The sequence below is a fragment of the Chromobacterium sp. ASV23 genome, from assembly GCF_016428945.1.
Classification (GTDB): Bacteria; Pseudomonadota; Gammaproteobacteria; order Burkholderiales; family Chromobacteriaceae; genus Chromobacterium; species Chromobacterium sinusclupearum.
Map to the genome: position 1 here is coordinate 14,527 of NZ_JAELTR010000023.1, position 24,048 is coordinate 38,574.

The 24,048-nt window shown below is 63.1% G+C and carries 18 protein-coding genes and 1 tRNA gene; 6 read left to right on the forward strand and 13 right to left on the reverse strand.

The window, feature by feature from the left end; genetic code table 11:
* Positions 1-229: 229 nt before the first annotated feature.
* The 4 genes from gyrA to serC all read left to right on the forward strand — a co-directional run bounded on the left by gyrA (position 230) and on the right by serC (position 4,967).
* The gene (gyrA, locus tag JHD59_RS11200) at positions 230-2,830 is read left to right on the forward strand and encodes a DNA gyrase subunit A (protein WP_199154293.1); all 2,601 of its coding nucleotides are present in this window, start codon (positions 230-232) and stop codon (positions 2,828-2,830) included.
* The gene (locus tag JHD59_RS11205; protein ID WP_103320180.1) at positions 2,830-3,297 is read left to right on the forward strand and encodes a PaaI family thioesterase; all 468 of its coding nucleotides are present in this window, start codon (positions 2,830-2,832) and stop codon (positions 3,295-3,297) included. The genes gyrA and JHD59_RS11205 overlap by 1 nt, the downstream gene beginning before the upstream one ends.
* A complete protein-coding gene (locus JHD59_RS11210) occupies positions 3,294-3,737 on the forward strand; it encodes a PaaI family thioesterase (protein ID WP_233164010.1) in 444 nt (147 codons plus the stop codon). The genes JHD59_RS11205 and JHD59_RS11210 overlap by 4 nt, the downstream gene beginning before the upstream one ends.
* Before the next feature lie 141 nt (positions 3,738-3,878).
* Entirely contained in the window at positions 3,879-4,967 is a 1,089-nt protein-coding gene (gene serC, locus JHD59_RS11215; RefSeq protein WP_199154294.1) for a 3-phosphoserine/phosphohydroxythreonine transaminase, read from the forward strand.
* An 81-nt stretch (positions 4,968-5,048) separates the two neighbouring features.
* On the opposite strand, the gene JHD59_RS11220 is transcribed toward serC, so the two are convergent.
* From JHD59_RS11220 to JHD59_RS11255, 8 genes are all read right to left on the reverse strand, one after another.
* Positions 5,049-5,438: a hypothetical protein gene (locus JHD59_RS11220; RefSeq protein ID WP_199154295.1), complete on the reverse strand. Its 390-nt coding sequence runs from the start codon at positions 5,436-5,438 to the stop codon at positions 5,049-5,051.
* Between the two features lie 208 nt (positions 5,439-5,646).
* Complete coding sequence (locus tag JHD59_RS11225; RefSeq protein WP_199154296.1) at positions 5,647-8,076, reverse strand: S9 family peptidase; 2,430 nt, start codon at positions 8,074-8,076, stop codon at positions 5,647-5,649.
* Between the two features lie 83 nt (positions 8,077-8,159).
* A complete protein-coding gene (locus JHD59_RS11230) occupies positions 8,160-9,143 on the reverse strand; it encodes an LD-carboxypeptidase (RefSeq protein WP_368671577.1) in 984 nt (327 codons plus the stop codon).
* Positions 9,144-9,500: 357 nt separating this feature from the next.
* Positions 9,501-10,274 (reverse strand): anti-sigma factor, encoded by a 774-nt coding sequence (locus tag JHD59_RS11235; RefSeq protein WP_199154298.1) that lies wholly within the window; start codon positions 10,272-10,274, stop codon positions 9,501-9,503.
* Positions 10,271-10,777 carry a sigma-70 family RNA polymerase sigma factor gene (locus JHD59_RS11240; protein WP_199154327.1) on the reverse strand — a complete coding sequence of 169 codons (507 nt, stop codon included), beginning with the start codon at positions 10,775-10,777 and terminating at the stop codon, positions 10,271-10,273. The genes JHD59_RS11235 and JHD59_RS11240 overlap by 4 nt, the downstream gene beginning before the upstream one ends.
* Entirely contained in the window at positions 10,774-11,742 is a 969-nt protein-coding gene (locus JHD59_RS11245; RefSeq protein WP_199154299.1) for a beta-propeller fold lactonase family protein, read from the reverse strand. The genes JHD59_RS11240 and JHD59_RS11245 overlap by 4 nt, the downstream gene beginning before the upstream one ends.
* 33 nt (positions 11,743-11,775) lie before the next feature.
* Positions 11,776-12,150, reverse strand: a complete 375-nt coding sequence (locus JHD59_RS11250; protein ID WP_199154300.1) for a hypothetical protein — start codon at positions 12,148-12,150, stop codon at positions 11,776-11,778.
* Positions 12,151-12,653: 503 nt separating this feature from the next.
* Positions 12,654-12,738, reverse strand: a tRNA-Leu gene (locus tag JHD59_RS11255).
* A gap of 184 nt (positions 12,739-12,922) precedes the next feature.
* Here JHD59_RS11255 and JHD59_RS11260 point away from each other — a divergent pair.
* Positions 12,923-13,612: a Bax inhibitor-1/YccA family protein gene (locus JHD59_RS11260; RefSeq protein ID WP_103320753.1), complete on the forward strand. Its 690-nt coding sequence runs from the start codon at positions 12,923-12,925 to the stop codon at positions 13,610-13,612.
* 72 nt (positions 13,613-13,684) lie between these two features.
* Here the strand turns inward: JHD59_RS11260 and JHD59_RS11265 are convergent, their stop codons facing one another.
* Positions 13,685-14,023: a P-II family nitrogen regulator gene (locus JHD59_RS11265; protein WP_071108570.1), complete on the reverse strand. Its 339-nt coding sequence runs from the start codon at positions 14,021-14,023 to the stop codon at positions 13,685-13,687.
* A gap of 146 nt (positions 14,024-14,169) precedes the next feature.
* On the opposite strand from JHD59_RS11265, the gene purL reads away from it, so the two are divergent.
* Positions 14,170-18,129: a phosphoribosylformylglycinamidine synthase gene (gene purL, locus JHD59_RS11270; protein ID WP_199154301.1), complete on the forward strand. Its 3,960-nt coding sequence runs from the start codon at positions 14,170-14,172 to the stop codon at positions 18,127-18,129.
* 223 nt (positions 18,130-18,352) lie between these two features.
* Here the strand turns inward: purL and JHD59_RS11275 are convergent, their stop codons facing one another.
* The 4 genes from JHD59_RS11275 to JHD59_RS11290 are packed head-to-tail and all read right to left on the reverse strand — an operon-like array spanning position 18,353 to position 24,020.
* Positions 18,353-19,330, reverse strand: a complete 978-nt coding sequence (locus JHD59_RS11275; protein WP_199154302.1) for an L-threonylcarbamoyladenylate synthase — start codon at positions 19,328-19,330, stop codon at positions 18,353-18,355.
* Between the two features lie 14 nt (positions 19,331-19,344).
* Entirely contained in the window at positions 19,345-20,160 is an 816-nt protein-coding gene (locus JHD59_RS11280; RefSeq protein ID WP_199154303.1) for a DUF6671 family protein, read from the reverse strand.
* Entirely contained in the window at positions 20,150-22,528 is a 2,379-nt protein-coding gene (locus JHD59_RS11285; RefSeq protein WP_199154304.1) for a YbcC family protein, read from the reverse strand. Before JHD59_RS11285 ends, JHD59_RS11280 begins: the two co-directional genes overlap by 11 nt.
* Entirely contained in the window at positions 22,521-24,020 is a 1,500-nt protein-coding gene (locus JHD59_RS11290) for an NADH-quinone oxidoreductase subunit L (RefSeq protein WP_199154305.1), read from the reverse strand. The genes JHD59_RS11285 and JHD59_RS11290 overlap by 8 nt, the downstream gene beginning before the upstream one ends.
* Positions 24,021-24,048: the final 28 nt, after the last annotated feature.

Sequence of the window (24,048 nt, forward strand, 5' to 3'; positions counted from 1 at the left end):
TAAACTGGACAATCGAAGATGAAGTGAGTGTTTCCATAAAGTCCCCTGCCCAGCGGCCCTGCGCGCCAAGGCCGCATGCGCGTGGCAAGAGGGCATGCACACAGTCTTTCGTGGTAGAATGGAGGGATTGTCACATCACGTCGGCCAGCGCGCCCGGCGGCCCCGAATCGCCAGTGCGACGGGCGCTTGCTTCGCTTCGGCCGGATCATTCTTACGAATCAAGACACTTATGACCGATAACCAGTTCGCCAAGGAAACGCTTCCCATCAGCCTCGAAGAGGAGATGCGCCGTTCTTACCTGGATTACGCGATGAGCGTGATCGTAGGCCGGGCGCTGCCAGACGTGCGCGACGGCCTGAAGCCGGTGCATCGCCGGGTACTGTACGCCATGCACGAACTGTCCAACGACTGGAACCGCGCCTACAAAAAATCGGCACGTATCGTTGGCGACGTGATCGGTAAATACCACCCGCACGGCGACTCCGCCGTGTACGACACCATCGTGCGGATGGCGCAGGACTTCTCCTTGCGTTACCCGCTGGTGGATGGCCAGGGCAACTTCGGCTCGGTGGACGGCGACAACGCCGCCGCCATGCGTTACACCGAAATCCGCATGGCGCGCATCGCGCACGAGCTGCTGGCTGACATCGACAAAGAAACCGTGGATTTTGGCCCCAACTACGACGGCTCCGAGCATGAGCCGCTGATTCTGCCGGCCAAGATCCCGAACCTGCTGGTCAACGGCGCGTCCGGCATCGCTGTGGGCATGGCCACCAATATTCCGCCGCACAACCTGAATGAAGTCATCGATGCTTGTCTGGCTCTGCTGGCCAATAGCGACATGACGATAGATGAGCTGATCGACATCATCCCGGCGCCGGATTTCCCCACTGCCGGCATCATCTATGGCACGGCCGGCGTCAAGGAAGGCTACCGCACCGGCCGCGGCCGCGTGATCATGCGCGCGCGCACCCATGTGGAGCCGATCGGCAAGGGCGACCGCGAAGCGATCATCGTCGACGAGATTCCGTACCAGGTGAACAAGGCCCGCCTGCTGGAACGCATCAGCGAACTGGTGCGCGACAAGCAGATCGAGGGCATCTCCGACCTGCGCGACGAGTCGGACAAGTCCGGCATGCGCGTGGTGATCGAACTGAAGCGCGGCGAAGTGCCGGAAGTGGTGCTGAACCATCTGTACAAGATGACCCAGCTGCAGGACAGCTTCGGCATGAATATGGTGGCGCTGGTGGACGGCCAGCCGCGCCTGTTGAATCTGAAGCAGATTCTGGTGGAATTCCTGCGTCACCGCCGCGAAGTGGTGACCCGCCGCACCATCTTTGAACTGCGTAAAGCGCGCGAACGCGGCCACATCCTGGAAGGCCTGGCCGTGGCCTTGTCCAATGTGGACGAGATCATCGCGCTGATCAAGGGCTCCGAGGCGCCGCCGCAAGCCAAGGCCGCGCTGATGGCGCGCGCCTGGCGCTCGTCGCTGGTGGAAGACATGCTGTCCCGCGTCGAAGGCGACAAGGCGCGTCCGGAAAACATCGACCCGGCCTACGGCATGAAGGAAGATGGCTACCATCTGTCCGACACCCAGGCCCAAGCCATTCTGGACATGCGCCTGCAGCGCCTGACCGGCCTGGAGCAGGACAAGATCGTCGGCGAATACCGCGAGATCATGGATGTGATTTTGGACCTGCTGGACATCCTGGCCCGCCCGGAGCGCATCAACCAGATCATCAGCGACGAGCTGACCGCCATCCGCACCCAGTTTGGCGATCCGCGCCGTTCCGAGATCGAGCCGTACGGCGGCGATATCAATATCGAAGACCTGATCACCCCGCAGGACATGGTGGTCACGATTTCGCACACCGGCTACATCAAGGCCCAGCCTATCGACGACTACAGCGCCCAGCGCCGCGGTGGCCGCGGCAAGCAGGCGGCGGCCACCAAGGACGACGACTTCATCGAAACGTTGTTCGTGGCCAATACCCACGATTACGTGCTGTGCTTCTCCAGCCGCGGCCGCTGCTACTGGCGCAAGGTGTACGACCTGCCGCAAGGCGGCCGCCAGAGCCGCGGCAAACCCATGGTCAACGTGCTGCCGCTGGAAGAGGGCGAGAAGATCAACGCGCTGCTGCCGGTCAAGGAATTCCGCGACGACCAGTATGTATTCATGTGCACGGCCAGCGGCACGGTGAAGAAGACGCCGCTGGTGGACTTCTCGCGCCCGCGCACCGCCGGTATTATCGCGGTGAACCTGGAAGACGGCGACAATCTGATCGGCGTGGCGCTGACCCACGGCGACGACCAGATCATGCTGTTCTCCGACGCCGGCAAAGCCGTGCGCTTCAGCGAGACCGACGTCCGCCCGATGGGCCGCAACGCCACCGGCGTGCGCGGCATGATGCTGGGCGATGAGCAGCAAGTGATTTCGCTGTTGGTCAGCAATTCCGAACAGCAAATGGTGCTGACCGCCAGCGACGGCGGCTACGGCAAGCGCACCTGCGTGGGCGACTTCCGCTTGACCAGCCGCGGCACCCAAGGCGTGATCGCCATGGATCTGACCGACAAGACCGGCCTGAAGCTGGTGGCGGCCAGCCTGGTGGAAGAAAGCGACGACATCATGCTGATCACCACCGGCGGCGTGCTGATCCGCACCAAGGTGGCGGAAGTGCGCGAAACCGGCCGTTCGGCCCAGGGCGTGCGCCTGATCAATCTGGACGAGGGCGAAAAGCTGATCGGTCTGGAGATCGTGGCCGAGTCCGAGGCAGAGTGCGAGGAAGTCGAAGGTGAGGGCGATGCCGCGCCGGAGCAGGGCGAGGCGTGATGATTCCGACTCCCGCCAATCCCCGCGTGCTGGAGGCGATGAGCCAGCTCTTCGTCTCCTTCCCGCACTGCGCGACGCTGGGCTTCGAGTACGTCGGCACCGACGGCCGCAAGCCCACGCTGAAACTGCAATGGCGCGAAGACCTGGTCGGCAATCCGGCCACCGGCATCCTGCACGGCGGGGTGATCACCTCGCTGGTCGATACCTGCAGCGCCATCGCCGTCACCGCGCATCTGCCCAGTATTGAAACGATTGCCACGCTGGATCTGCGCATCGACTACCTGAAGTCCGCCACGCCGGGCAAAGCCATTCACTGCACCGCCGAATGCTACCGGCTGGCCAGCCAGATCGCTTTCACCCGCGCGGTGTGCTATCACGACAATCCGGCAGACCCGATCGCCCATGGCGTGGCGACCTTCATGCGCGAGTCCAGCCGCACGCCGATGTTGCAGGAGGCTCAGCCATGATGAGCGAATTCATGCAACGTTTCGCCGAGCTGCGCGACCGCAAGGCCTTTGCCGAGATCGTCGATTCGCTGCCTTACGTCAAGCTGATGGGCACGGTGATGGCCGAGGACGAAGCCGGCGAGCTGCGCTTCGAGCTGCCGTTTCTGGCACGCAATGTCGGCAATACTTCGCTGCCGGCGCTGCATGGCGGCTTGATCGGCGGTTTCATGGAGAGCGCGGCGATGATACATCTGATGTGGAATCGCGAATCGCTGGAAGCGCCGAAGATCGTCGATTTTTCGCTGGACTACCTGCGTCCAGGCCGTCCGCAAACGCTGTTTGCGCAGTGCGAAATCACCAAGCAGGGCAAGCGGGTGGCGCACGTGCTGATCGAAGCCTGGCAGGAAGACCGCTCCAAGCCGGTAGCGGTGGCGCGCGCCCACTTCCTGTTGAGCAATTGAGCAGGCTCGGCATGCGGAATGGAAAGCAAACCGGCGCTTCCCCTGGGGATGACGCCGGTTTTTTCATGCGGTGCTATTGCGATGCGCGGCTGACGCCGCCATTTAAACAATAAATCGGACAAAGACAACAGAGGAAAGACCATGGCCAAGGTGTACAACTTTTCCGCAGGTCCCGCCGTGCTGCCGCACGCCGTGCTGGCCGAAGCGCAGAGCGAACTGCTGGACTGGCACGGCTCCGGCATGAGCGTGATGGAGATGAGCCATCGCGGCAAGGAGTTCATGGAAATCATCCATGATGCCGAGCATGATCTGCGCGAACTGATGCACATCCCGGCCGGCTACAAGGTGCTGTTCCTGCAAGGCGGCGCTTCGCTGCAGTTCGCCATGGTGCCCTTGAACCTGCTGGGCGATAAAGACAGCGTGGACATCGTCAACACCGGCCATTGGTCCAAGCTGGCGATCAAGGAAACGAAGCGCTACGCCAAGGTCAATGTCGCTGCCAGCAGCGAAGACCGCAATTTCTCCTACATCCCGGAAGAGTCCAGCTGGCAGCGCGATCCAAACGCCGCCTATCTGCACTACACCTCGAACGAAACCATAGGCGGCCTGCAATTTCCCTACATCCCGTCCGAGCAGCATGGCGTGCCGCTGGTTTGCGACATGTCGTCGGATTTTTTGTCGCGCGAGATCGACGTCAGCCGTTTCGGCATGATCTATGCCGGTGCGCAAAAGAACATCGGCCCGTCTGGCCTGACTGTGCTGGTGATTCGCGAAGACCTGTTGGGCAAGGCGCGCGCCGACATTCCGACCATGCTGAATTATCAGGTCCACGCCGACGCGGACTCGATGTACAACACGCCGGGCACTTACCCGATCTACATCGCCGGCCTGGTGTTCAAGTGGCTGAAGGAGCAGGGCGGCGTCAAGGGCATCGCCACCCGCAACGAGGAAAAAGCCGGACTGCTGTACCACGTCATCGACAGCAGCCAAGGTTTCTACTCCACGCATATCGAGCAGCCCTTCCGCTCCAAGATGAACGTGGTGTTCAAGCTGAAGGACGAGGCGCTGGACGAAATCTTCCTGCTGGAAGCGCGCAAGAATGGCTTGGCGCAGCTGAAAGGCCATCGCGCGGTGGGCGGCATGCGCGCGTCCATCTATAACGCGATGCCGATTGAGGGCGTGAAGTCCTTGGTCAATTTCATGCAGGATTTCGCGCGGCAGTACGGCTGATCCGTTTGCTTATGTCGATGCGAAAGGCAGGCCATCCGGCCTGCCTTTTTCTTGTGGCGCCTCAAGCGCGCATCTTAAATTTCAGGATTCGGAGCAGTCTGCCGCGACGCTGATTTTCAGCGCGTGGCGGATGCCTCTGCTGATATTGCCGTCGCCCAGCGCCAGGGCGATGTCTATGCTCTCCGCGTCCAGATAGACATTGTGGCGAGCGCCGCCTTGCATTTTGACCGGCGCGCCGGCGCCGGATGACAGGCCCATCGCCATTTTCACTTGCCGCTGGTCCAGCGGCCGCAGCATGCCGGAATTGGCCATGTAGTACACGCCGCTGCGGATTTTCTTTACCAGCGCGCCGCTTCGCCCGGCCTGGGTGATGACCCCTACCATTTCATAGCCGGGCAGGTCATCGAACTGATACAGCCTGGGGCGGCCGGGCTGCTCGATGTGGATACGGTGGGCTTTATCGTCGCGCATGGAATTTACCGCCTTGCTGACCTAATGGATAGAGCTTGCTGCCTGTCATGATTTATTTTGTACACACAAAATTGGAATGCAAGGGAAATGTGTGTGTATAGCAATCTCCACATTCAAAAGAGCGCTTGCGAGCGGCATGCCGGCTTGAGAAATGAAAAAGGCCCTGATGGGCAGGGCCTTGGTTACGGCAGTCGGCTATCTGGCCGAACTATGGCGTCTCGCGCGGTTTGGCATGCTTGACGTATTGGTCCAGCCAGCGGTCTTCCTCCCAGAGCATGTGCAGGATGGATTCACGCGCGCGGTAGCCGTGGCTTTCCGCCGGCAGCATCGCCAGCCGCACGGTGCCGCCCAGGCCTTGCAGTGCCTGGTATAAGCGCTCGCTTTGGATGGGGAAGGTGCCGGGATTGTTGTCGGCCTCGCCATGGATCAGCAGCAGCGCATCCTTGATCTGATCGGCGTAATTGAATGGCGACATCGTCTGGTAGACGTCCTTGGCCTGCCAGAAATTGCGTTCCTCCGATTGGAAGCCGAATGGCGTCAGGGTGCGGTTGTAAGCGCCGGAGCGGGCGATGCCGGCGCGGAACAGCCGGGTATGCGCCAGCAGATTGGCTGTCATGAAGGCGCCATAGGAGTGGCCGCCGATGGCGATGCGGTCGCGGTCCGCCACGCCCAGCCGCACCACCTCGTCCACTGCCGCCTGCGCGTCCATCTTCAACTGCGGCAAATAGCTGTCGTTGGGTTCCTGCTTGCCTGCGCCGATGATGGGCATGCTCGGATCATCCAATACGGCATAGCCTCGCGCCAGCATGGCTTCCGGCCCCCAGTAGCCGACGCGGTTGAAACGATACGGCGAATCGGTGACTTGCCCGGCGGCATCCGCGCTTTTGAACTCGGCTGGGTAGGCCCACATCAGCATCGGCAGCGGACCATCGCGTTTTGCCTCATAGCCGGGCGGCAGGTACAGCGTGGCGGTCAGATCGACGCCATCGGCGCGCTTGTAACGCAGTTGCTGTTTCTGCACGCCTTTCAGCTGCGGGGTGGGGTGCTGGAAGAAGGTCAGCTGGCGCAAGCCATCCTGCTCGCCAAGCGTCTTCAAGTACAAATTGGGCGGCGTTTCCGTCTGCTCGCGGCTCAACAATACGCGCTGGGTGTCCAGCACGGCCAGGGGCTGCTCATACCAGGGCGCCTGGGATCGCCACAGCCGAGTGGTCTGCTTGCTGGTCAGGTCCAGCTTGTCGATGAAAGGGCGGTCGCCCTCGGGGCTGGCGCCTTCACCCAATAGATAGAGGCTGTTGCCGTCCGGACTGGTTTGCAACAACGATCGCCCATTGCGGCTGACCACCATGGTTGGCATGCCTGGGTCGGCATAACGATCTTCCGAACTGCGTTGGTTTAGCAGCTCCGCCGCGCCGTTGGCTTCGCCTGGGCGGACGCGCCAGATCTTGATTTCACGCGTTTTCCACCAGTATTCGCTGACCAGGGCCAAGTCGTCGCGTCCCCACTGGATGCCGGCAAACCGGCTAGCCAGCTCCTGCAGCTTGAATGGCGGCTTCTGGAATGGCGCGGCCTGCAGGAACAAGGCGTCTCGTGTCTTGGCAGGCACGCCCGGGTCGCCGCCGTCCTGCGCTTCGGCCCAGAACAACGTGGCCGGCGCATCTTCCCGCCAGCCCACGTCGCGCGGGCCGGTTTCCACTGCGTCATTGCCGGAAGGCATGCGTTCCAGCAGCGGCCGTTGGGTGACCACACGCACGCTGCGGCCATTCAAATCGAGCACTTCGATGCGTTGCGGAAAGCGAATCAGCGGCACCAGAGTGGAGTAGGGGCGCTGCAGCTTGGTGGCCAGCAGGTATTGGCCATTCGGCGATGGCTGCACGGATAGAAAGCGGTCCGGCGAGCCGATGGGATGGATTTTGCCATTCAGGTCGGCCAGCGCGAGCTGGCCGCTGAGTTGATAATCCAGCAGGTCGGCGTCGTAAGGCGTTTTCAGCAGATCGGGATAGGTACGGGTCTGCGACAGCTTGCCGCCTTGGCTTTCCTGGATGTTCGGCCCGCTTGGGCTGCCTGACGCGGCTGGCGCAGGCCCCTGGCGCGCGGGCAATATCTTCACTAGGAGCTTGTCGCCCATCCAGGCCAAGCCGCTGCCGGTGCTGGCGTTCAAATGGAAATCGCCAAGACGGTGGGCGCGGGCGGTGGCCACGTCCAGCAGCCACAATTCCACTCCCTTGTCGCCCCACAGGCTGAGCGCCACATGCTTGCCATCGGGGGCCCAGTGGTGGTCGGCGATGCGTGGCCGCGCGGGCAGGCCGCTGACTTGCCGCGACTTGCCGCTGGCGATGTCCAGCAAGGACAGTCCGTTGCCGAAGTTGAATTGGCTGTAGGCGCGCATTTTGGGATTGAGGCGCAGCCCCGCCAGCCTGAGTTCCGGCTGGGCGACGTCGGCTATGCTGGGCAAGCCGGGGCGGCTGATCTGCAGCACGATGTTTTGTTGCGGGCTGAGCGATTGCTGCGGGGTGCGCGGCGCATCGACCAGCGCCGCCAGCTCCGGCGGCGGCGTTTGATAGCCGTCTGCCGCGGCTGGCAAGGGGCTCAACAAGACGGCAAGAGTCAATCCCAGCAGGTTTTTCTGACAACGGGTCATGCATTCTCCATATATTCGGCACGGAACGGCGAGTCAAACTGCATGATGCTCGCCGCTTCGTCAAGCATTTGGCTTGCCAGGCTTCAGGCGGGTTGCGTGTCCAGCAGCGCCTCCGGCTGCAGGCCAAGCGGCGAGATGGTGGGATAGTTCAGGAACTGCAGGGTCAAACTGTCGCCATCGGCCCGGAAGCGGGTGGGGAAGCCCAGCGGCATGGTGGTTTTATTGGCGATGTGGCCGAATGGCAGGCCGGTGAATACCGGCACCCCGCTGATGCGGCGCAATTCCGCCACTACAGCATCGAAATCGTAGCGCGGGTCATAGACATCAACATGTTTCTGCATCGAGAAATCGCCAAGGAAGATCGCCTGTTGGCGGCTCAGCACCCCGGCCAGATGCAGCTGCTGCAGCATGCGCTCCACGCGGTACGGTTGTTCGCCCACATCCTCCAGGAACAGCAAGCCGCCCTTGATGTCCGGCAGGTAAGGCGTGCCGACCAGGCTGGACAGCACGCTCAGATTGCCGCCCCAGAAAATGCCTTCGCCGCTGGCGCGCCCGCAGGGGCCGGCAACGTGCAGGCTGCGCTGCGGTGTGGTGAGGGTAGAGAAGAATTCGTTGATGGCGTAGCTGCTGGGGTGGGCATTGCCGAAATCGCCCAGCATCGGGCCGGCGAAGCTGCCCATGCCGCTTTTGGCCAGCAACGCCAACTGGATGGCGCAGAAGTCGCTATAGCCTATCAGCGGCGTGCCGGACTCGCGCAACCGCGCGCCGAGCCGGGCGAAATCGATCTGCGGCAGCAGCCGCATCGCGCCGTAGCCGCCACGTCCGGCTACAACCAGCGACGGCAGCTGCGATTGGGTCAGCAAGGCATTCAGGTCGGCAGCGCGTTCGGCGTCGGTCCCGGCGAATCGCAAATACTTGCGCTCCAGCGCCGCCGTGTTTTCCAGGGTGAAACCGGCGCGGGCCAGCCGGGGCAGCGCCACCTGGATTTGCTTGGCCGGGATGATGCCGGAGCAGGCAGTCAGGTACAGGCGATGCGAGGCGGACGGTATGGATTGCGGAGCGGGCACGGTTTGACATCCTTGCAAAATAGCGGCGCCTGCGCCCATGGCGAGACTTTGCAGCAGCAGACGGCGAGACGGATTGATAGTGTGGGTCATGAAGGTCGGACGGTCGAGCCGGAGACGAGTTCCAGGGCGCGCGGCCCCAATGTGGCCAGAGTATAAGGCAAAAGAAAAGGTCGCCTCCATCTGCGCAGGCGCAATCCGCGCGGGCTGGCCAGGCTGGATGGCGGCTACTCATGCCGCCGTCGCTCTCGAGAGTGGTCAGGCGTTCGTTCGCCAGCGCGGATGGCGGAAACGGAAACGCCACGCGGCGGGCGTGGCGTTTAAGCGTGGGAAAAGGTGATCACAGCCGTGTGTTCATGATCAATTCGGTGTGATCTGTCTTTGGGCTTGTTCGGCCAGGCTCAGCAGCCGTTCGCGCGGCATGCCGGCGGATAAGGCGTAGCCCCAGCCCTTGCTCCACCAGTAATAGACATTGACCGGCCCTTGGCTGGCAAAGTGGAAGCCGTTGTCGGTTCGCGGTGCCGACTCGCGCGCCACATACAAGGTCATGCGCTGGCCGGAGGCATCGTGATACATGAACTGAGCAACCGGTCCCTGGTTGCCAGGCAAAAGACGGCCGCCTATCAGCTCATAGCCGGCCTGGGCCAAGCGTGGCGGTTCGATCCGGCTTTGCATGCGGCGCGACAGCCATGCCACCATCTGGCCTTCCTGCTCCGCGGCGATCTCGACCGGGCGCTGGATATCCGGACTGTAGACGACATGTGCCATCGCAGCCTGTCGGGGCAGGCTATCCACGGCCGCCATCGGATGCGCGCCCTGGTATGCCTGTTGCCCATACCAGCCGCCTCCAAGCCCCAGCGCGAACACCAAGCCTGCAGCCATGCCTTGTTGCAGCCAGGTCGGAAGGCCGCGCCGCTTGGCTGTTCTAGCGGCAGCTAGCAGATTCGTCGGGACCGGCTCTTTCTGCCGCAGAGCCCACAGCTGGCGCAGCGCTTGGTCCTGGCTCCGCCATTGCGACAGCTTTTGGGCCGCTTGCGGGTGGGTCTCAAGCCAGGCAGCGACGGCTGCGGCCTGGTCTGCAGTCAACTCGCCATCAAGATATGCCTGCAATACATGCTCGTCTGGCTCAATCACGTCTCTTCTCCATGCTCATCCATTAGCTGGCGCAAGCGCTCTCGGCCGCGGTGCAAACGCGACATCACGGTGCCGATAGGGAGGCCCAGCATCTTGGCGGCGTCCTGGTAGCGCATTTCTTCCACCACGACCAGCAACAGAATCTCCCGCTGCTCATCCGGTAACAGGCTCAATGCTTGGGAAAGGTCCCGCATTTGCAATGACTGCTCCTGCATGGGAGGCACAGCCATTCTGGCCCATTCCTCATCAGACAGCTCGACATGCCGGTTGGACTGTCTCGCCCAGTCAATATGGCGGTTGTGCATGATGCTGAACAGCCAGGCGCGGATGTCGGAATCCGGTCGCCATTGCTGCCAGTGGCGCCAGGCCAGTTCCAGCGTGTCCTGTACTAAATCGTCTGCGTTTGGCGCGTCCCGGCTCAGCACGCGCGCATAGCGGCGCAGCCGAGCCAAGTTGTCCAACAGCAACTGGTGAAAGTGCCGCTCTTGGGTTGGCTGAACTATGGTTTCAGCTCCCGTTCAATTCTGCGCGATGCCAAATCGAGTTCGACTACGCTCAGGTCTTCATTTAGCGCCCAGGCTGTGCGGCTGTCTTGGCTAAAGCTGATGGCCTGACGTGGCCCGCGCAAGCTTTCTATCTGCGCCGTTGCCTTGAACGCCGGTAGCGAAACCTCGGTCAGCGAATTGCTCTTCAGATTTCCCGCGTACAGCGCTTTGCCATCTGGACGCAAGGCCGCGCCATAAGGCTCACGTCCGACGCTCACTGTGGACACAATGCGCCCGGATGGGGTGTCGACCTTGGCCAGCGTGTCGTTGCCGCTATTCGCCGCATACAGTGTTTTCCCATCTGCGGACAGCGAGATGGCGCGAATTTTGTTGAAGCCGCTGATCTCGCCGCGCAGGGTCAAACTGGCTGTATCCACCACGCTCAGCTTGTCGCTGCGGAAATTGGTCACGTACAGGACTGAATTGTCAGGTGATAATTTTACGCCCTGGCGCGGACCGGAGAAGCCGGTGATGACCTTCAGCACTCTCCAGTTGGCTAGGTCGACCACGCTGACGGTATTGCTGGCCTGGTTGTTAACATACAGACGAGTGCCTTGCTTATCTATCGCGCTTCCAAAGGCGCCTGGGCCGAGGGCCAGGCTATCCTCAAGGCGAAAGGACTGTGCATTCCATCGCTCTAGTACGCCTTTGCTGCTGTCGGTCACATAAAAATGCTGCCCATCCGGCGAAAACACGATGTTGCGCGGCGTGACGAAGCCGGGCAGAGATGTTTGAAGAACGCCGCGCTTCAGGTCATACACTTTCAGGTGGTCGGTCTGGCTATTGCCCACTATCGCCAAGCGCTCGTCTGGACTGACTGCCAGCGTATTGTTCCGGATGTCGCCATCGAAAGGGATGGCGGAGGCCCATGATTGACCCGTGAGGAGCAATAGGGCGGAGACCCACAAAATGTGCTGTTTCATGATTTTCCTTCTTGATTGAGCCGTGAATCGGCATCAAGGCTTGATCGTGTGCCACAGTTGTTTGAAGTTCTCTCCCTTTTGCTCTCCAGGCGCGCTGTCGTGGGCATAGCGGTACAAGGGCTTGCCGCGCCAAGTCCATTGCGGGGTGCCGTCATCGCGAATGGCAAGGCCTAACTCTCCTTTCGGCTGGTCTTCTTTGTCGGCAAGCAGTGGCGGCCACAAGTCGGCGCACGCATCATTGCACACACTGCGGCCAGCTCCGGCCTGGTCTTTATCGAAGACATACAAGGTTTTGCCCGCAGAGTCGGCCAGCAGGCCGTTCTGTATTGATGGCGGAGGCGATCCGGCTGCCGCCTGGGCTGCCAGAACGGATAAAAACATTGCCGCAGCGATACGCGAGTGACGCATACTGAACTCCTGTAGTTTAAGGAATGAATCAGGCTGAGGTTTTCGTCTGACTCGAACGGTATACGCAGCGCGCGGGCGGATTATTCCGCGCGCGGCTAAAATTTTTTCCTTAGGGTCGTGACGCGTCAGCAGATGTAGACAACACCGTCCTTTGCCCTCCGGGCGCCACTGTTTGAATCTGCGTACTGCAGGTGGGAAATGGCTGAACGCGGCCATTGAGATGCGAAAATGATCAGGGGGTAGGCCGGGGAGTTAAGTTATGGATCGTCGCGACGCTTGGAAAGTGTCGGATCGGCAAATTTCAACTTGGCATGCTTTGGCTCCCCGCTTGTCGCCGCACGGTTCTATCGTTGCCATGCCTGGGACAATTCTTGGTCCAGATTTGGTCCAAACTATAGCGTATTACAGTGGTTTATGCAGTGTTTCGGTGGGGGTGTGTTTCTTGGAAAAGCCTTTATTTACGGGCTTTGATGGGCTGTGAAGGGAAACGTAAAAACTAGGGATGGTGCGAAAGGAGAGACTCGAACTCTCACGCCTTGCGGCGCTGGAACCTAAATCCAGTGCGTCTACCAATTCCGCCACTCTCGCATTGTGGTGTGGGCTTGCAATTGCGGGGTTTGCCCGCATCTGCTCCCAGAAGAGGACGGAATAATAACGCAAGGAATCCGACATGACAAGTCTTGCCGACAGTCGGAAACTTATTCCCTTCGGCATGGTCTGTTGCTTACAATTCCAAAATATTTCCAGAACAACCAACTCAGGAGAGCTTCACATGCACCCCGACTTCCAGACGGCCTACCAGTCGACCCCTATGGCCGATGTGCGCAACAAAGTGCTGCGCAATACTTACGGCCTGCTGGGCCTGTCGATGATCCCTACCGTGATGGGCGCCATTGTCGGCACCCATATGAGTTTCGCCTTCCTGGCGGGCAGCCCCATCATGGGCATGCTGCTGATCATGGCCGTGTTCTACGGCCTGGTGTTCGCCATCGAAAAGAACCGCTACAGCTCTCTGGGCGTGTTCCTGATGCTGGGCTTCACCTTTATGATGGGCGTGCTGCTTGGGCCTTTGCTGCAGTTCGCGCTGAAGTTTTCCAACGGCGGCCAGCTGATCATGACCGCGGGCGCGGCCACTTCCGTCGTGTTCTTCGTGATGGCGGGCATCGCCTCCACCACCAAGCGCGACCTGTCCGGCCTGGGCAACTTCCTGATGGTCGGCGCCATCGTGCTGATGGTGGCCGTGGTGGCTAACTTGTTCCTGCGCATGCCGGCCTTCCAGCTGATGATCTCCGCGGCCTTCGCGCTGTTCAGCTCGCTGATGATCCTGTGGCAGGTGAAGACCGTGGTCGATGGTGGCGAAAACAGCTATATCTCCGCCGCGCTGTCGATCTACATCAGCATCTACAACTTGTTCACCAGCCTGCTGCAATTGCTGCTGGCCTTCGGCGGCAACCGCGATTGATCTCCATCCTTGCCCGCTTGACGGGCAGCAAAAAGCCCTCCGGTTTCGGAGGGCTTTTTTTATGGGCGCGGATCAGATCGCCTGTTCGTTGGTTTCGCCGGTGCGGATGCGCACCACCTGTTCCACCGGGGTGACGAAGATCTTGCCGTCGCCGATCTTGCCGGTGCGGGCGGCGGCCACGATGGTGTCGATGGCGCGGTCCACCAGATCATCCGGCAGCACTACCTCGATTTTCACCTTGGGCAGGAAATCCACCACGTATTCGGCGCCGCGATACAGCTCGGTATGGCCTTTCTGGCGGCCGAATCCCTTGACTTCAGACACGGTGAGGCCGTTGACGCCGATCTCCGACAGCGCCTCGCGCACTTCGTCCAGCTTGAACGGTTTGATGACGGCTTCGACCTTTTTCATTGGGCAATGCTCCTGATAAAGCGGATGATATTCGGGTAAATCAAAAAAAATTCCGATGCGGCCCCGGAAAGTCCGGTTCCGCCTTAAATGCGGCGATGTTTTGCTGTATTATGACGCCCTTTCCTGGTACTTGTCGCGGGTGTCTAATGTCTTACATTACCAAGCTGCGCGGTGGCATCGCTCTGTCACCGTTTCGTCTTGAAAAACTGCAGGCGGCAGCGGCCGATGCCGGTTTTAAGGATCTCGTCCTGACAGCCGAGTATTGGCATTTCGCGGAAAGCGACAGCGAATTGACGCTGGAGGAAGTCGGCGTGCTGGGCCAGCTGCTCAGCTACGGCGAACCGCCGCTGAGCGAGGAGCCGAGTGGCGAGCTGTTCCTGGTCACGCCGTGCCTGGGGACGTTGTCTCCATGGGCGTCCAAGGCGACCGACATCGCCCGGCACTGCGGATTGCCTAACATCCGACGGATAGAGCGCGGCACTGCATTCCGAATCCAGTCCGCCGATAAATCTTCAAGTAAAGAGGCTCGCCACATCCTGGCGAGCCTCTTGCACGATAGGATGACGGAGACCGTTCTATCCTCGTTTGACGAGGTGGAAAAGCTGTTCGTCCATATCGACCCGCAACCGATGACCACGGTTGACGTGCTGAACGGTGGCCGCGCCGCCTTGGAGCAAGCCAACGCCACATTGGGCTTGGCGCTGTCCGACGATGAGGTGGAATATCTGGTTGAGAATTTCATCAAGCTGAAGCGCAATCCCAGCGACGTCGAGCTGATGATGTTTGCCCAGGCCAACTCCGAGCACTGCCGCCACAAGATTTTCAACGCGCAGTTCATCATCGACGGCGTGGAACAAGGCAAATCGCTGTTCCGCATGATCCGCGATACCCATGACGCCCATCCGCAAGGCACGCTGGTGGCCTACAAGGACAACGCCTCGGTGATCGAGGGCGCTTTCATCGAGCGCTTTTACCCGCAGCCGGGCAGCAATCAGTACGCCTACAACAGCGAACCCACCGATATTCTGATGAAGGTGGAAACGCACAACCATCCGACAGCCATTTCGCCTTTCCCTGGCGCGTCCACCGGCAACGGCGGGGAAATCCGCGACGAAGGCGCCACCGGGCGCGGCTCCCGCCCCAAGGCAGGCCTGACCGGTTTTACCGTGTCCAACCTGAATATCCCTGGCTTCAAGCAGCCGTGGGAGCTGTACCGCGACGAGCAGCCGGAATACGGCAAGCCGGGCCGCATCGCCTCGGCGCTGCAGATCATGCTGGAAGGCCCGATCGGCGGCGCGGCGTTCAACAACGAGTTTGGCCGTCCCAATCTGGCCGGCTACTTCCGCACCTTCGAGCATGAGTTTGCCGGCGAGATGCGCGGCTATCACAAGCCCATCATGCTGGCCGGCGGCCTGGGCAACATCCAGCAGCAGCAGATCCATAAGAACGAGATTCCGGAAGGCGCTTTGCTGATCCAATTGGGCGGCCCTGGCTTGCTGATCGGCCTGGGCGGCGGCGCGGCTTCGTCGATGGACACTGGCGCCAACAGCGAGAATCTGGACTTCGACTCCGTGCAGCGCGGCAATCCGGAAATCGAACGCCGCTGCCAGGAAGTGATCGACCGCTGCTGGCAGCTGGGCGAAGCCAACCCCATCGTCTCCATTCACGACGTGGGTGCGGGCGGCCTATCCAACGCCTTCCCGGAACTGGTGAACGACGCCGGCCGCGGCGCGATCTTCCACCTGCGCAAGGTGCATCTGGAAGAGAAGGGTATGACGCCGATGCAGATCTGGTCCAACGAGGCGCAAGAGCGCTACGTGATGGCCGTGCTGCCGGAGGATTTGGATCGTTTCACCGCCATCTGCGAGCGCGAGCGCTGTCCGTTCGCGGTCATGGGCGTGGCGACCGACGACGGCCACCTGCAGGTGCGCGACGATTACTTCGGCAACAATCCGGTGGATATGCCGCTGGACGTGCTGCTGGGCAAGCCGCCGCGCATGACGCGCGATGCCAAGACCGTGGAGTCGGCATTCGAGGTGCTGGACGCCTCGCAGTACCCGTTGCGCGAAACCGCCTACCGCGTGCTGCGCCACCCCACCGTGGCCGACAAGTCCTTCCTGATCACAATCGGCGATCGTACCGTAGGCGGCATGACCGCGCGCGACCAGATGGTGGGCCGCTGGCAGGTGCCGGTAGCGGACGTGGCCGTGACCACCATGGGTTTCAACACCTATCGCGGCGAGGCGATGGCGATGGGCGAACGCACGCCGGCCGCGCTGCTGAATGCGCCGGCTTCCGGCCGCATGGCCATCGGCGAGGCGCTGACCAATATCGCCGCCGCCTTTGTCGGCCACTTGGGCAACGTCAAGCTGTCCGCCAACTGGATGGCGCCGGCCGGCCACCCGGGCGAAGACGCCAATCTGTACCGCACGGTGGAGGCGGTGTCCGAGTTGAGCCAGAGCCTGGGCGTCAGCATCCCGGTGGGCAAGGACTCGCTGTCGATGAAGACGGTGTGGCAAGAGGACGGCGAACAGAAGTCCGTTACCGCGCCCTTGTCGCTGGTGATTTCCGCCTTCTCCCCGGTTGAGGATGTGCGCAAGACCGTCACGCCGGAACTGAAGGACGTCAAGGACAGCGACCTGATCCTGATCGACCTGGGTTACGGCCGCGGCCGCCTGGGCGGCTCCATCATGGGGCAGGTGTGGAAGGATATGCGCGGCCGCTCGCCGGACGTGGAGAACCCGCTGCAGTTGTCCGCCTTCTTCAATACGGTGCAGTCGCTGCTGCGCGACGACATGTTGCTGGCCTACCATGATCGTTCCGACGGCGGCCTGTTCGCCACCCTGGCGGAAATGATGTTCGCCAGCCATATCGGCATCAGCGTCGACCTGCAAGAGCTGGTGATCGAGCGCCAGAACACCCAGCGCATGATAGACGACTACGTGCCGCCGGCGCAGGAAGCCGCCACCCATGGCCGGATCATGCGCGTGCTGTTCTGCGAAGAGCTGGGCGCGGTGCTGCAGGTGAAGAAGTCCGACACCTCAGAAGTGATTTCCCGCTTCATGAAGGCCGGCATCGGCCGCGAGCTGTTCGTCATCGGCCGCACCAACAGCTACGACCGCCTGGTGATCCGCCACAAGGGCAAGGATCTGTTCAGCGAGAGCCGCAGCGAGCTGTTCTGCGCCTGGTCCGAAACCAGCGCCCGCATGCAGCGTCTGCGCGACAACCCGGCCTGCGCCGACAGCGAGCAATTGCTGCGCAGCCACGCCAAGTCGCGCGGACTGTTCGCGCAGCTGTCGTTCGACGTGCACGGCAATCCGGCCGCGCCTTACATTTCCACGGGCAAGCGTCCCCGCATGGCCATCCTGCGCGAGCAGGGCGTCAACGGCCAGCTGGAAATGGCCGCCGCCTTCGACCGCGCCGGCTTCGACGCGGTGGACGTGCATATGAGCGACATCATCGCCGGCCGCGTGGCGCTGGCCGACTTCAAGGGCCTGGCCGCCTGCGGCGGCTTCAGCTATGGCGATGTGCTGGGCGCCGGCGAGGGCTGGGCAAAGAGCATCCTGCTCAACCCGCGCGCGCGCGACGAGTTCGAGGCCTTCTTCGGCCGCGGCGATACCTTCGCGCTGGGCGTGTGCAACGGCTGCCAGATGATGTCCAACCTGTCGGCCATCATTCCGGGCGCGGAGAACTGGCCTAAGTTCCGCCGCAACGCGTCGGAACAGTTCGAAGCGCGCTTCAGCATGGTGGAGGTGGTTGCCTCGCCGTCGATCTTCCTGTCCGACATGGCCGGCAGCCGCCTGCCGGTGGTGGTCAGCCATGGCGAGGGCCGCGCGGTGTTCGCGCCGGGCGCGCAGGACAAGGCGTTGACGGCGCTGCGTTACATCGACTTTGATGGCCGCGCCACCGAAACCTATCCGCTGAACCCGAACGGCTCCCCGCTGGGCGTCACTGGCGTCACCACGCCGGACGGCCGCTTCACCATCATGATGCCGCACCCGGAGCGGGTGTTCCGCACTGTGCAGAACAGCTGGCATCCGGCAGATTGGGGCGAGAGCGGCGGCTGGTACCGCATGTTCGCCAGCGCGCGGCGCTGGGTGGGTTGATCCCGCCTCGCATGCAAAACGGAAGCCCTTGGGCTTCCGTTTTTTTTGGCTCTTAACCCAGGGGCTGTTGAGGTTTGGTGAGCGGTCGCGCCGGGATGCGTTTTGCGAGGAATCGAGGCGTTTCGCGCGCCGCATAGTCATTCTCCGCCAGCGCGGAACAACGAAGAGTCGGCGCGAAAGGCGCCCGGCCCGGAGGGTTTGGCGAAGCGCAAACGCGATCCACTCACAAAACGTCAACAGCCCCTAGTGGCCGGGCGGCGCGCAGGAGGCGGTCGCGCACTGCGCGCCAGGCTGGCTCGTCAGGGGGCAGGATCACCAGCACGGATGGGCAGCCGCTGCCATCCGCCTCGTGCAGGGCGGCGTACAGCGCCTGGGCATAGGCGTCCGGGGTGGATGGCATTTGCCGAAACCAGCCAGCGGTGATGCCGGGCGCATCCATCGCCAACACGGCGCTGTCGCGCCACTGCGCGGAGGCCAGTACGTACTCTGCCTCTGCCGGCTCGATCCGGTAGCAGGGCTGGCGCGGCGAGTAGTGCAAGGCCAGATTGCCCGGCACGCGCGGCGCGTCGGGCGCGGCCTTTTCCGCCAGGTCAAGATAAGGCGCCAGCATGTCGGCTGTAATGGCGCCGGGCCGCAAAATGGCGGGACGCGGGCCGCTGAGATCGAGAATGGTCGATTCAATGCCTACCGCGCAGGGGCCGCCGTCCAGCACGGCGGCTATCTGTCCTTCCAGATGCGACCGCACATGCTCCGCCGTGGTGGGACTGATGCGGCAGAATGGATTGGCAGAAGGCGCGGCAACCGGTTTTTGCAGCCGGTCCAGCACCTGCTGCAGCAAGGGGTGGCTGGACCAACGCAGGGCGACGGTATCCTGGCCGGCATTGATGATGGCGGGCACGTCGCTTCTGGCCGGCAACACCAGGGTCAAGGGGCCGGGCCAGAAGCGCTCGATCACCGGCCAGGCATGATCGGGCACGCGAGCAGCCCAGTTCATCAAGTGATCCACGCCGGGCAGGTGGACGATCAGCGGATGGTCGGCCGGCCGGTTCTTGGCGCGGAAAATCGCCGCGACGGCCTCGGGATTGGTGGCGTCGCCGGCCAGGCCGTAAACGGTTTCCGTAGGCAAGGCAACCAGTTGCCCCTGGCGCAATAGCGAGGCGGCCAGATCCAGGTCTTCGGGTGTAGGGTGCAGGGACTTCATATTTCTCTATCGCGTTATGGATTACAAATGTCGCAATATTGCGGCGAGACAGGCGCGCTCAACGTTTCCTGGCGCATGGCCAGGCAGCAGGGGCATTGCCAGCGGCGAACGCCAGGCTGCCGGGTAGGCGCGCCGCAGTCCAGGCATGGCGCGCCGGCGAGCGGGGCGATTTCGCCGAAGCCCGGCATGCCGCAATCCGGGCACGGACTGGCCAGCCGAGCGGCCAGCTTCTCCGCGCAGCGGGCGATCATGGCCATCCGCGTTGGGTTGCGGTGGGCGCGCATATCGGTTTCCAGACGCAGCGGACCGGCAGCCAGATGCGCTTCCAGGTGCATGCGCAGCGCGCGTTCATCGGGCAGCGATTTATGAAACGCCGGCTCGCCGGGCCGGCCGACGATCAGGCCGTGCGCGGGGAAATCGGCCTGGCGCAGCAGCTCGGGCAGGCTGTCCAGGTCATGCAGCATCCAGTGGCGGTAATGGGTTTCCGGCCCGCTGATCCACGCTTCCACGGCGTATTCGCGCGCCGCATCCCAATAAACCAGCAGCTCCGTCGCCCAGGCGCAGCTGCCCAGCCAGGGATCGCCGCCGAAGCTGCCTTCGCTGCCGATGCCATGCCGCAGCCCGCTGAGTTCGCAGGCCAGCTTGGCTTTGGCCAGGGCCGCGTCGCGCTGGCTGCCGGCGCGCGGCGTCTCGCCGGTGAACGTGCCCAGGCTGTCGGTATCGAAGCTATCGACCAGCGATAATCGCCAGCCTATGTCCGCCAGCACGGGCGCCAGCGCTGCCTGCTTGCCATGGCGGGTCAACAGCGCGGCCTTGCGATCAAGCATCATGTCGCCAGCCTCCATCGGCATGCCAGCGCAGCGGCGTGTCGCCGTGCACGCAGTACAGATGCAGCCAGCCGTTTTCGATCAACTGCTTTGGCAGCGGCTGGCGGGACAGGGCGGCGGCCAGCCTCTCCGGAGGGGCATCGATGCAGGCGGCCAGCCGCAGCGGCGCGTGGCGCAGCCGCTGGCCATCGTGCACCGATTGCCAGGACAGCCCTATGCGCAGATCGCCGCTATTGCCTTCGAACACGCCGATGCGGCCGCCCACCACATTGTGCAGCAGCTTGTTGCCGCTGCCGAAACGGCGCGGATCCACGGTGGAGGCGAAATACTGCATATTGATCCAGTGCGCCACCACCATGGGCGCGGCCAGAATGGTTTCCAGCCCTTTTCCGTCCGCGTCCTGCCGCCAGTCGTAATCATGCAGGAAGGCGCGGCCTTGCAGGTCCAGGTCCCTGGTTTTGCCGCGCGGCGCCGCGATGAACAGGGCGTTGCCGGCCAGCGCCCACTCCGGGCGCGTTTCCGCCCAATCGTCGCCTTTTTGCCGCATTTTTTGCAGCAAGGCCTGATCGCTGAGGCTGGCGTCGAGATTGACCGCTGGCGCGCGCCGCCGCCTGGCCAGTGCGGAAGCTTCCCGCAATTGCGCCTCAAGCAGTGGCAGGCGGGCGCGGACATCGGCCGCCAGCGCATCGGTGTCCAGCAGCAGGATTTCATCGCTGTGCGTCAGGTGCAGCGCTGGCAGGAAAACGGTGTCCGCCGGGATGGGCTGGCCTTGCTCGGCCAGCAGCGCGCGCAGCGCCGGATCATTCAACCAGCTGGCCAGCAGGCGGACATGCTGGTGGCCGCCATGGCCGCCGCAGGCGCCGCATTGCAGCGCGGCGGCTTGCGGATTATTGCTGGCGTGGCTGGCGTGGCCGGTCAACAGCACCCAGGGCGCAAGTTCACCATTCAGCCCCATCGCCGGCAGCAAGCCCGCCGCCAGCTTGGCCTTCTGCTCCAGCGGCAGCGAGGCTTGCGGCACGGGCGCGGCGCTGTGTCGGCTCAGCCATGGATCAATATCCGGCAACTGCGCCTGGCGCGCGCGCGGCAGGCTGCGGTGGGCCAGGCTGGCGATTTTGCCCAGACCCATGCTTTCCACCAGAGCGAAACCGGCGGCGGGGGAGCGTTGGAAGTTTTGCCATCCGCTGCGCCGCTCCGGACGCGGTTGGGGGGCAGGCGAGGTGGCTTCCCAGGCAGGGCCAAGCAGGACCGGGAGGCGCGGCTGGGCGGATTCGCTGCCCGGCGGCCGGTAGGCCAGCGGCAGGCCGAAAAAGCCGGCGAAGCCATGGGTATGGCATTCGGGAATGGTTCCTTCCAGCGCGCGGCGCAAAGGCTCCGAGCGCACATCGATGCAGAACACGGCTTGCATCGCCGGGCGCGTGCCGGTTTGCGCCGGCGAGGGTTCGCATAGCGCCTGCGTCAACGGCAAGTTCAGGGACAGCTCATGCGCGCGCTGCCAGACTGCGGCAAACGGGTTGGCGCGGCAGTCTCCATGATGTTGCCACGCATGGCGCCAAGACGCCCAGGCGCTGCCGGCGTCGCGCCGGCCATCGTCCAGCAGGCATTCCCAGGCCAGCTGGATGGCCAAGAGTTCTTGCAAGTGTCTATCGCTCTCGCCCGCCAGATGGGCTTGCCAGGCGAGATAGGCGCACCAGCCGGCCCAGCCATTGTTGCGCATTAACAGCGCTTGCAGCCATGGCGCCGCCCAGTCGGCATCCGGCTGCAGCTGGGCGATGCCGGATGCCAGCATGGACTCGGCATCGGCAGGCAGACGTATCGCGTGCTGTCGCAAACGTTCCCGCATTTGCGGCGATGCGGTCAAACCGTAGGGATGGCGCATCTGCTCCCGCCAGGCGGCGTAAAACCCATGCTCATGCGACAAGTGCCAGTTGGCTTGGTCACGATCAAACCAGGCGGCGCAATACTGGCTGATCTGCTGGATGACGACATCGGCCCAGCGCTGGGCGCTCATCAGGCCGGCAGGGACGGCGCAGAGTTCGGTAAGAAGGACAGGTGCGGCAGGGGGGGCGAAAGACTGGCGCGCCCGTTCCAGCCAGGTTTCCAGCGAATCGGTCCAGCCGGTCTCGTTCAGCGCGGCCTGCAAGGCATCGCGCGTGATTTCGCCGCTGCGCCAGGCGGCCAGGTATTCGCTTTGCGGCAGGTGCAGCGGGCTGTTGGCCACGTGAAGCAGGGTATCGGCCGCCTGCTTGAAGGTGCGATCGCGCAAGCCCCAGTAAGGCGAGCTGGCCACCAGGCTGTCCAAGGGCCAGGATGGGGCGATGGCGGATAAGGCCCGTTCCACGGCCTGCTGCCATGGCGCGGCGAGCTTAGTCATGACGGCCTCCTTTCAGCGACAGTTGCCAGGATGGGATCGGAGTCTGGGTCCGGGGCTGGCGCCAGGCGAGCATGCACCACCATTCATCCAGATGAAAACCGGCGAAGGCATGCGGATAGAGCCGGCGCGCCAACCAGCCTTGCGGGTGGCGCAGCAACACTCCCTGCAGCAAAAAGGCCACGGCGAAAATCGCGCCGAGCAGCCATTGGCTCCACGCTGCGGGCGGCTGGCCATGCCACGGCAGCGCCTGGGCCGCCAGCGCATGCAGCAGCAGATAGGATTGGCACAGCGCCAGCGTCGCCAACAGGCCTGACGGGCCGCGCAGCAACACGCCCATGCCCAGCCCCATGCATAGCCAGAACAAAGGCGGCACCGCTGCGGCTGGCAGCCAGCGTTGCCACAGCCATTGCGAAACGGCCAGCGCCAGCACGGCCAGCGCGCCGCGCGCAAGGTGCGCGGGCAGGCTTTCGGCTTCGTCGCCGCCGGCCAGACGCAGCGCGGCGCTGTCGCGTACGGCATTGCCCGCGCTTAGAAAGGCATGCGCCTTATACAGCGAGTGGGCCAGCAAGTGCAGCAGCGCCAGCGAATACAGGCCCATGCCGATTTCCAGCAACATGAAACCCATCTGGGCGCAGGTGGACCAGGCCAGCCGCAGCTTGACGCTGATGCGGGTCAGCATCACCAGGCAGCACACTGCCGCGCTCAGGCCGCCCCACAGCATCAGCAGCGCATTGGCGGCAGGCGCCGTTTGCAGCAAAGGCGCAGCCTTGATCAGCACGATGCCGCCCAGATTCACCACGCCGGCATGCAAGAGGGCGGAAATCGGCGTGGGCGCTTCCATTACCTGGGTCAGCCAGCCATGGAAGGGCAGCTGGGCGGTCTTGATGCCCACCGCAGCCACAAGCAACACCGCAGTCAGCGTGGCATAGCCGTGGTTTTCGATGGAGATCGGAGCCGTTGCGGCTGCCGTCAGGTCCAGGCTGCCGCCGGCGCAGGTCCAGGAGAGCCAGGCGGCGATCAGCAGCAGCTCCGCCAGCCGGCTGGCGCGCCGCTCTCGCCGCGCCGCCAATTGGGCGGCAGGCCGGCCGGGGTAGAAGGTCAGCAGCGTTTGCAACGCCAGGCTGCACACTATCCACGCCGCCAGCATCAGCAAAAGATGGGTGCCTTGCACGACCAGCGTGACGGAAGCCAGCAAGCATCCCAGCGCGCGCAGGAAACGGTGCTGGCCGGGCTCGCCTTGCATGTAGCGGCGTGAATAGCGCAGCACCATCCAGCCCAATAGCTGAATCAGCGCCTGCATCAGCCAGGCAGCGGCGAACCAGGGCGCAGATGGAGCAAACCAAGCTAAGGGCAACAGCAACAAGCCGCCGAAGAGGGCTGCCACTTCAGCCGCCCGCCAATGCGTGCGCAGGGCAGGGCCTGGCCAGCAGGCTGGCAACAACCAGGCCAGCGCGATGGCGACGGGCAGGGCGGCGGAGAGGGAAAAGGACATAGAGAGGCTCCGTCTAAAGCATGCCGGC

Coding starts and splice junctions, on each gene's coding strand:
- gyrA (WP_199154293.1), top strand. CDS start 230: ATGACCGATAACCAGTTCGCCAAGGAAACGCTTCCCATCAGCCTCGAA.
- JHD59_RS11205 (WP_103320180.1), top strand. CDS start 2,830: ATGATTCCGACTCCCGCCAATCCCCGCGTGCTGGAGGCGATGAGCCAG.
- JHD59_RS11210 (WP_233164010.1), top strand. CDS start 3,294: ATGATGAGCGAATTCATGCAACGTTTCGCCGAGCTGCGCGACCGCAAG.
- serC (WP_199154294.1), top strand. CDS start 3,879: ATGGCCAAGGTGTACAACTTTTCCGCAGGTCCCGCCGTGCTGCCGCAC.
- JHD59_RS11220 (WP_199154295.1), bottom strand. CDS start 5,438: ATGCGCGACGATAAAGCCCACCGTATCCACATCGAGCAGCCCGGCCGC.
- JHD59_RS11225 (WP_199154296.1), bottom strand. CDS start 8,076: ATGACCCGTTGTCAGAAAAACCTGCTGGGATTGACTCTTGCCGTCTTG.
- JHD59_RS11245 (WP_199154299.1), bottom strand. CDS start 11,742: ATGAAACAGCACATTTTGTGGGTCTCCGCCCTATTGCTCCTCACGGGT.
- JHD59_RS11250 (WP_199154300.1), bottom strand. CDS start 12,150: ATGCGTCACTCGCGTATCGCTGCGGCAATGTTTTTATCCGTTCTGGCA.
- JHD59_RS11260 (WP_103320753.1), top strand. CDS start 12,923: ATGCACCCCGACTTCCAGACGGCCTACCAGTCGACCCCTATGGCCGAT.
- JHD59_RS11265 (WP_071108570.1), bottom strand. CDS start 14,023: ATGAAAAAGGTCGAAGCCGTCATCAAACCGTTCAAGCTGGACGAAGTG.
- purL (WP_199154301.1), top strand. CDS start 14,170: ATGTCTTACATTACCAAGCTGCGCGGTGGCATCGCTCTGTCACCGTTT.
- JHD59_RS11275 (WP_199154302.1), bottom strand. CDS start 19,330: ATGAAGTCCCTGCACCCTACACCCGAAGACCTGGATCTGGCCGCCTCG.
- JHD59_RS11280 (WP_199154303.1), bottom strand. CDS start 20,160: ATGATGCTTGATCGCAAGGCCGCGCTGTTGACCCGCCATGGCAAGCAG.
- JHD59_RS11285 (WP_199154304.1), bottom strand. CDS start 22,528: ATGACTAAGCTCGCCGCGCCATGGCAGCAGGCCGTGGAACGGGCCTTA.
- JHD59_RS11290 (WP_199154305.1), bottom strand. CDS start 24,020: ATGTCCTTTTCCCTCTCCGCCGCCCTGCCCGTCGCCATCGCGCTGGCC.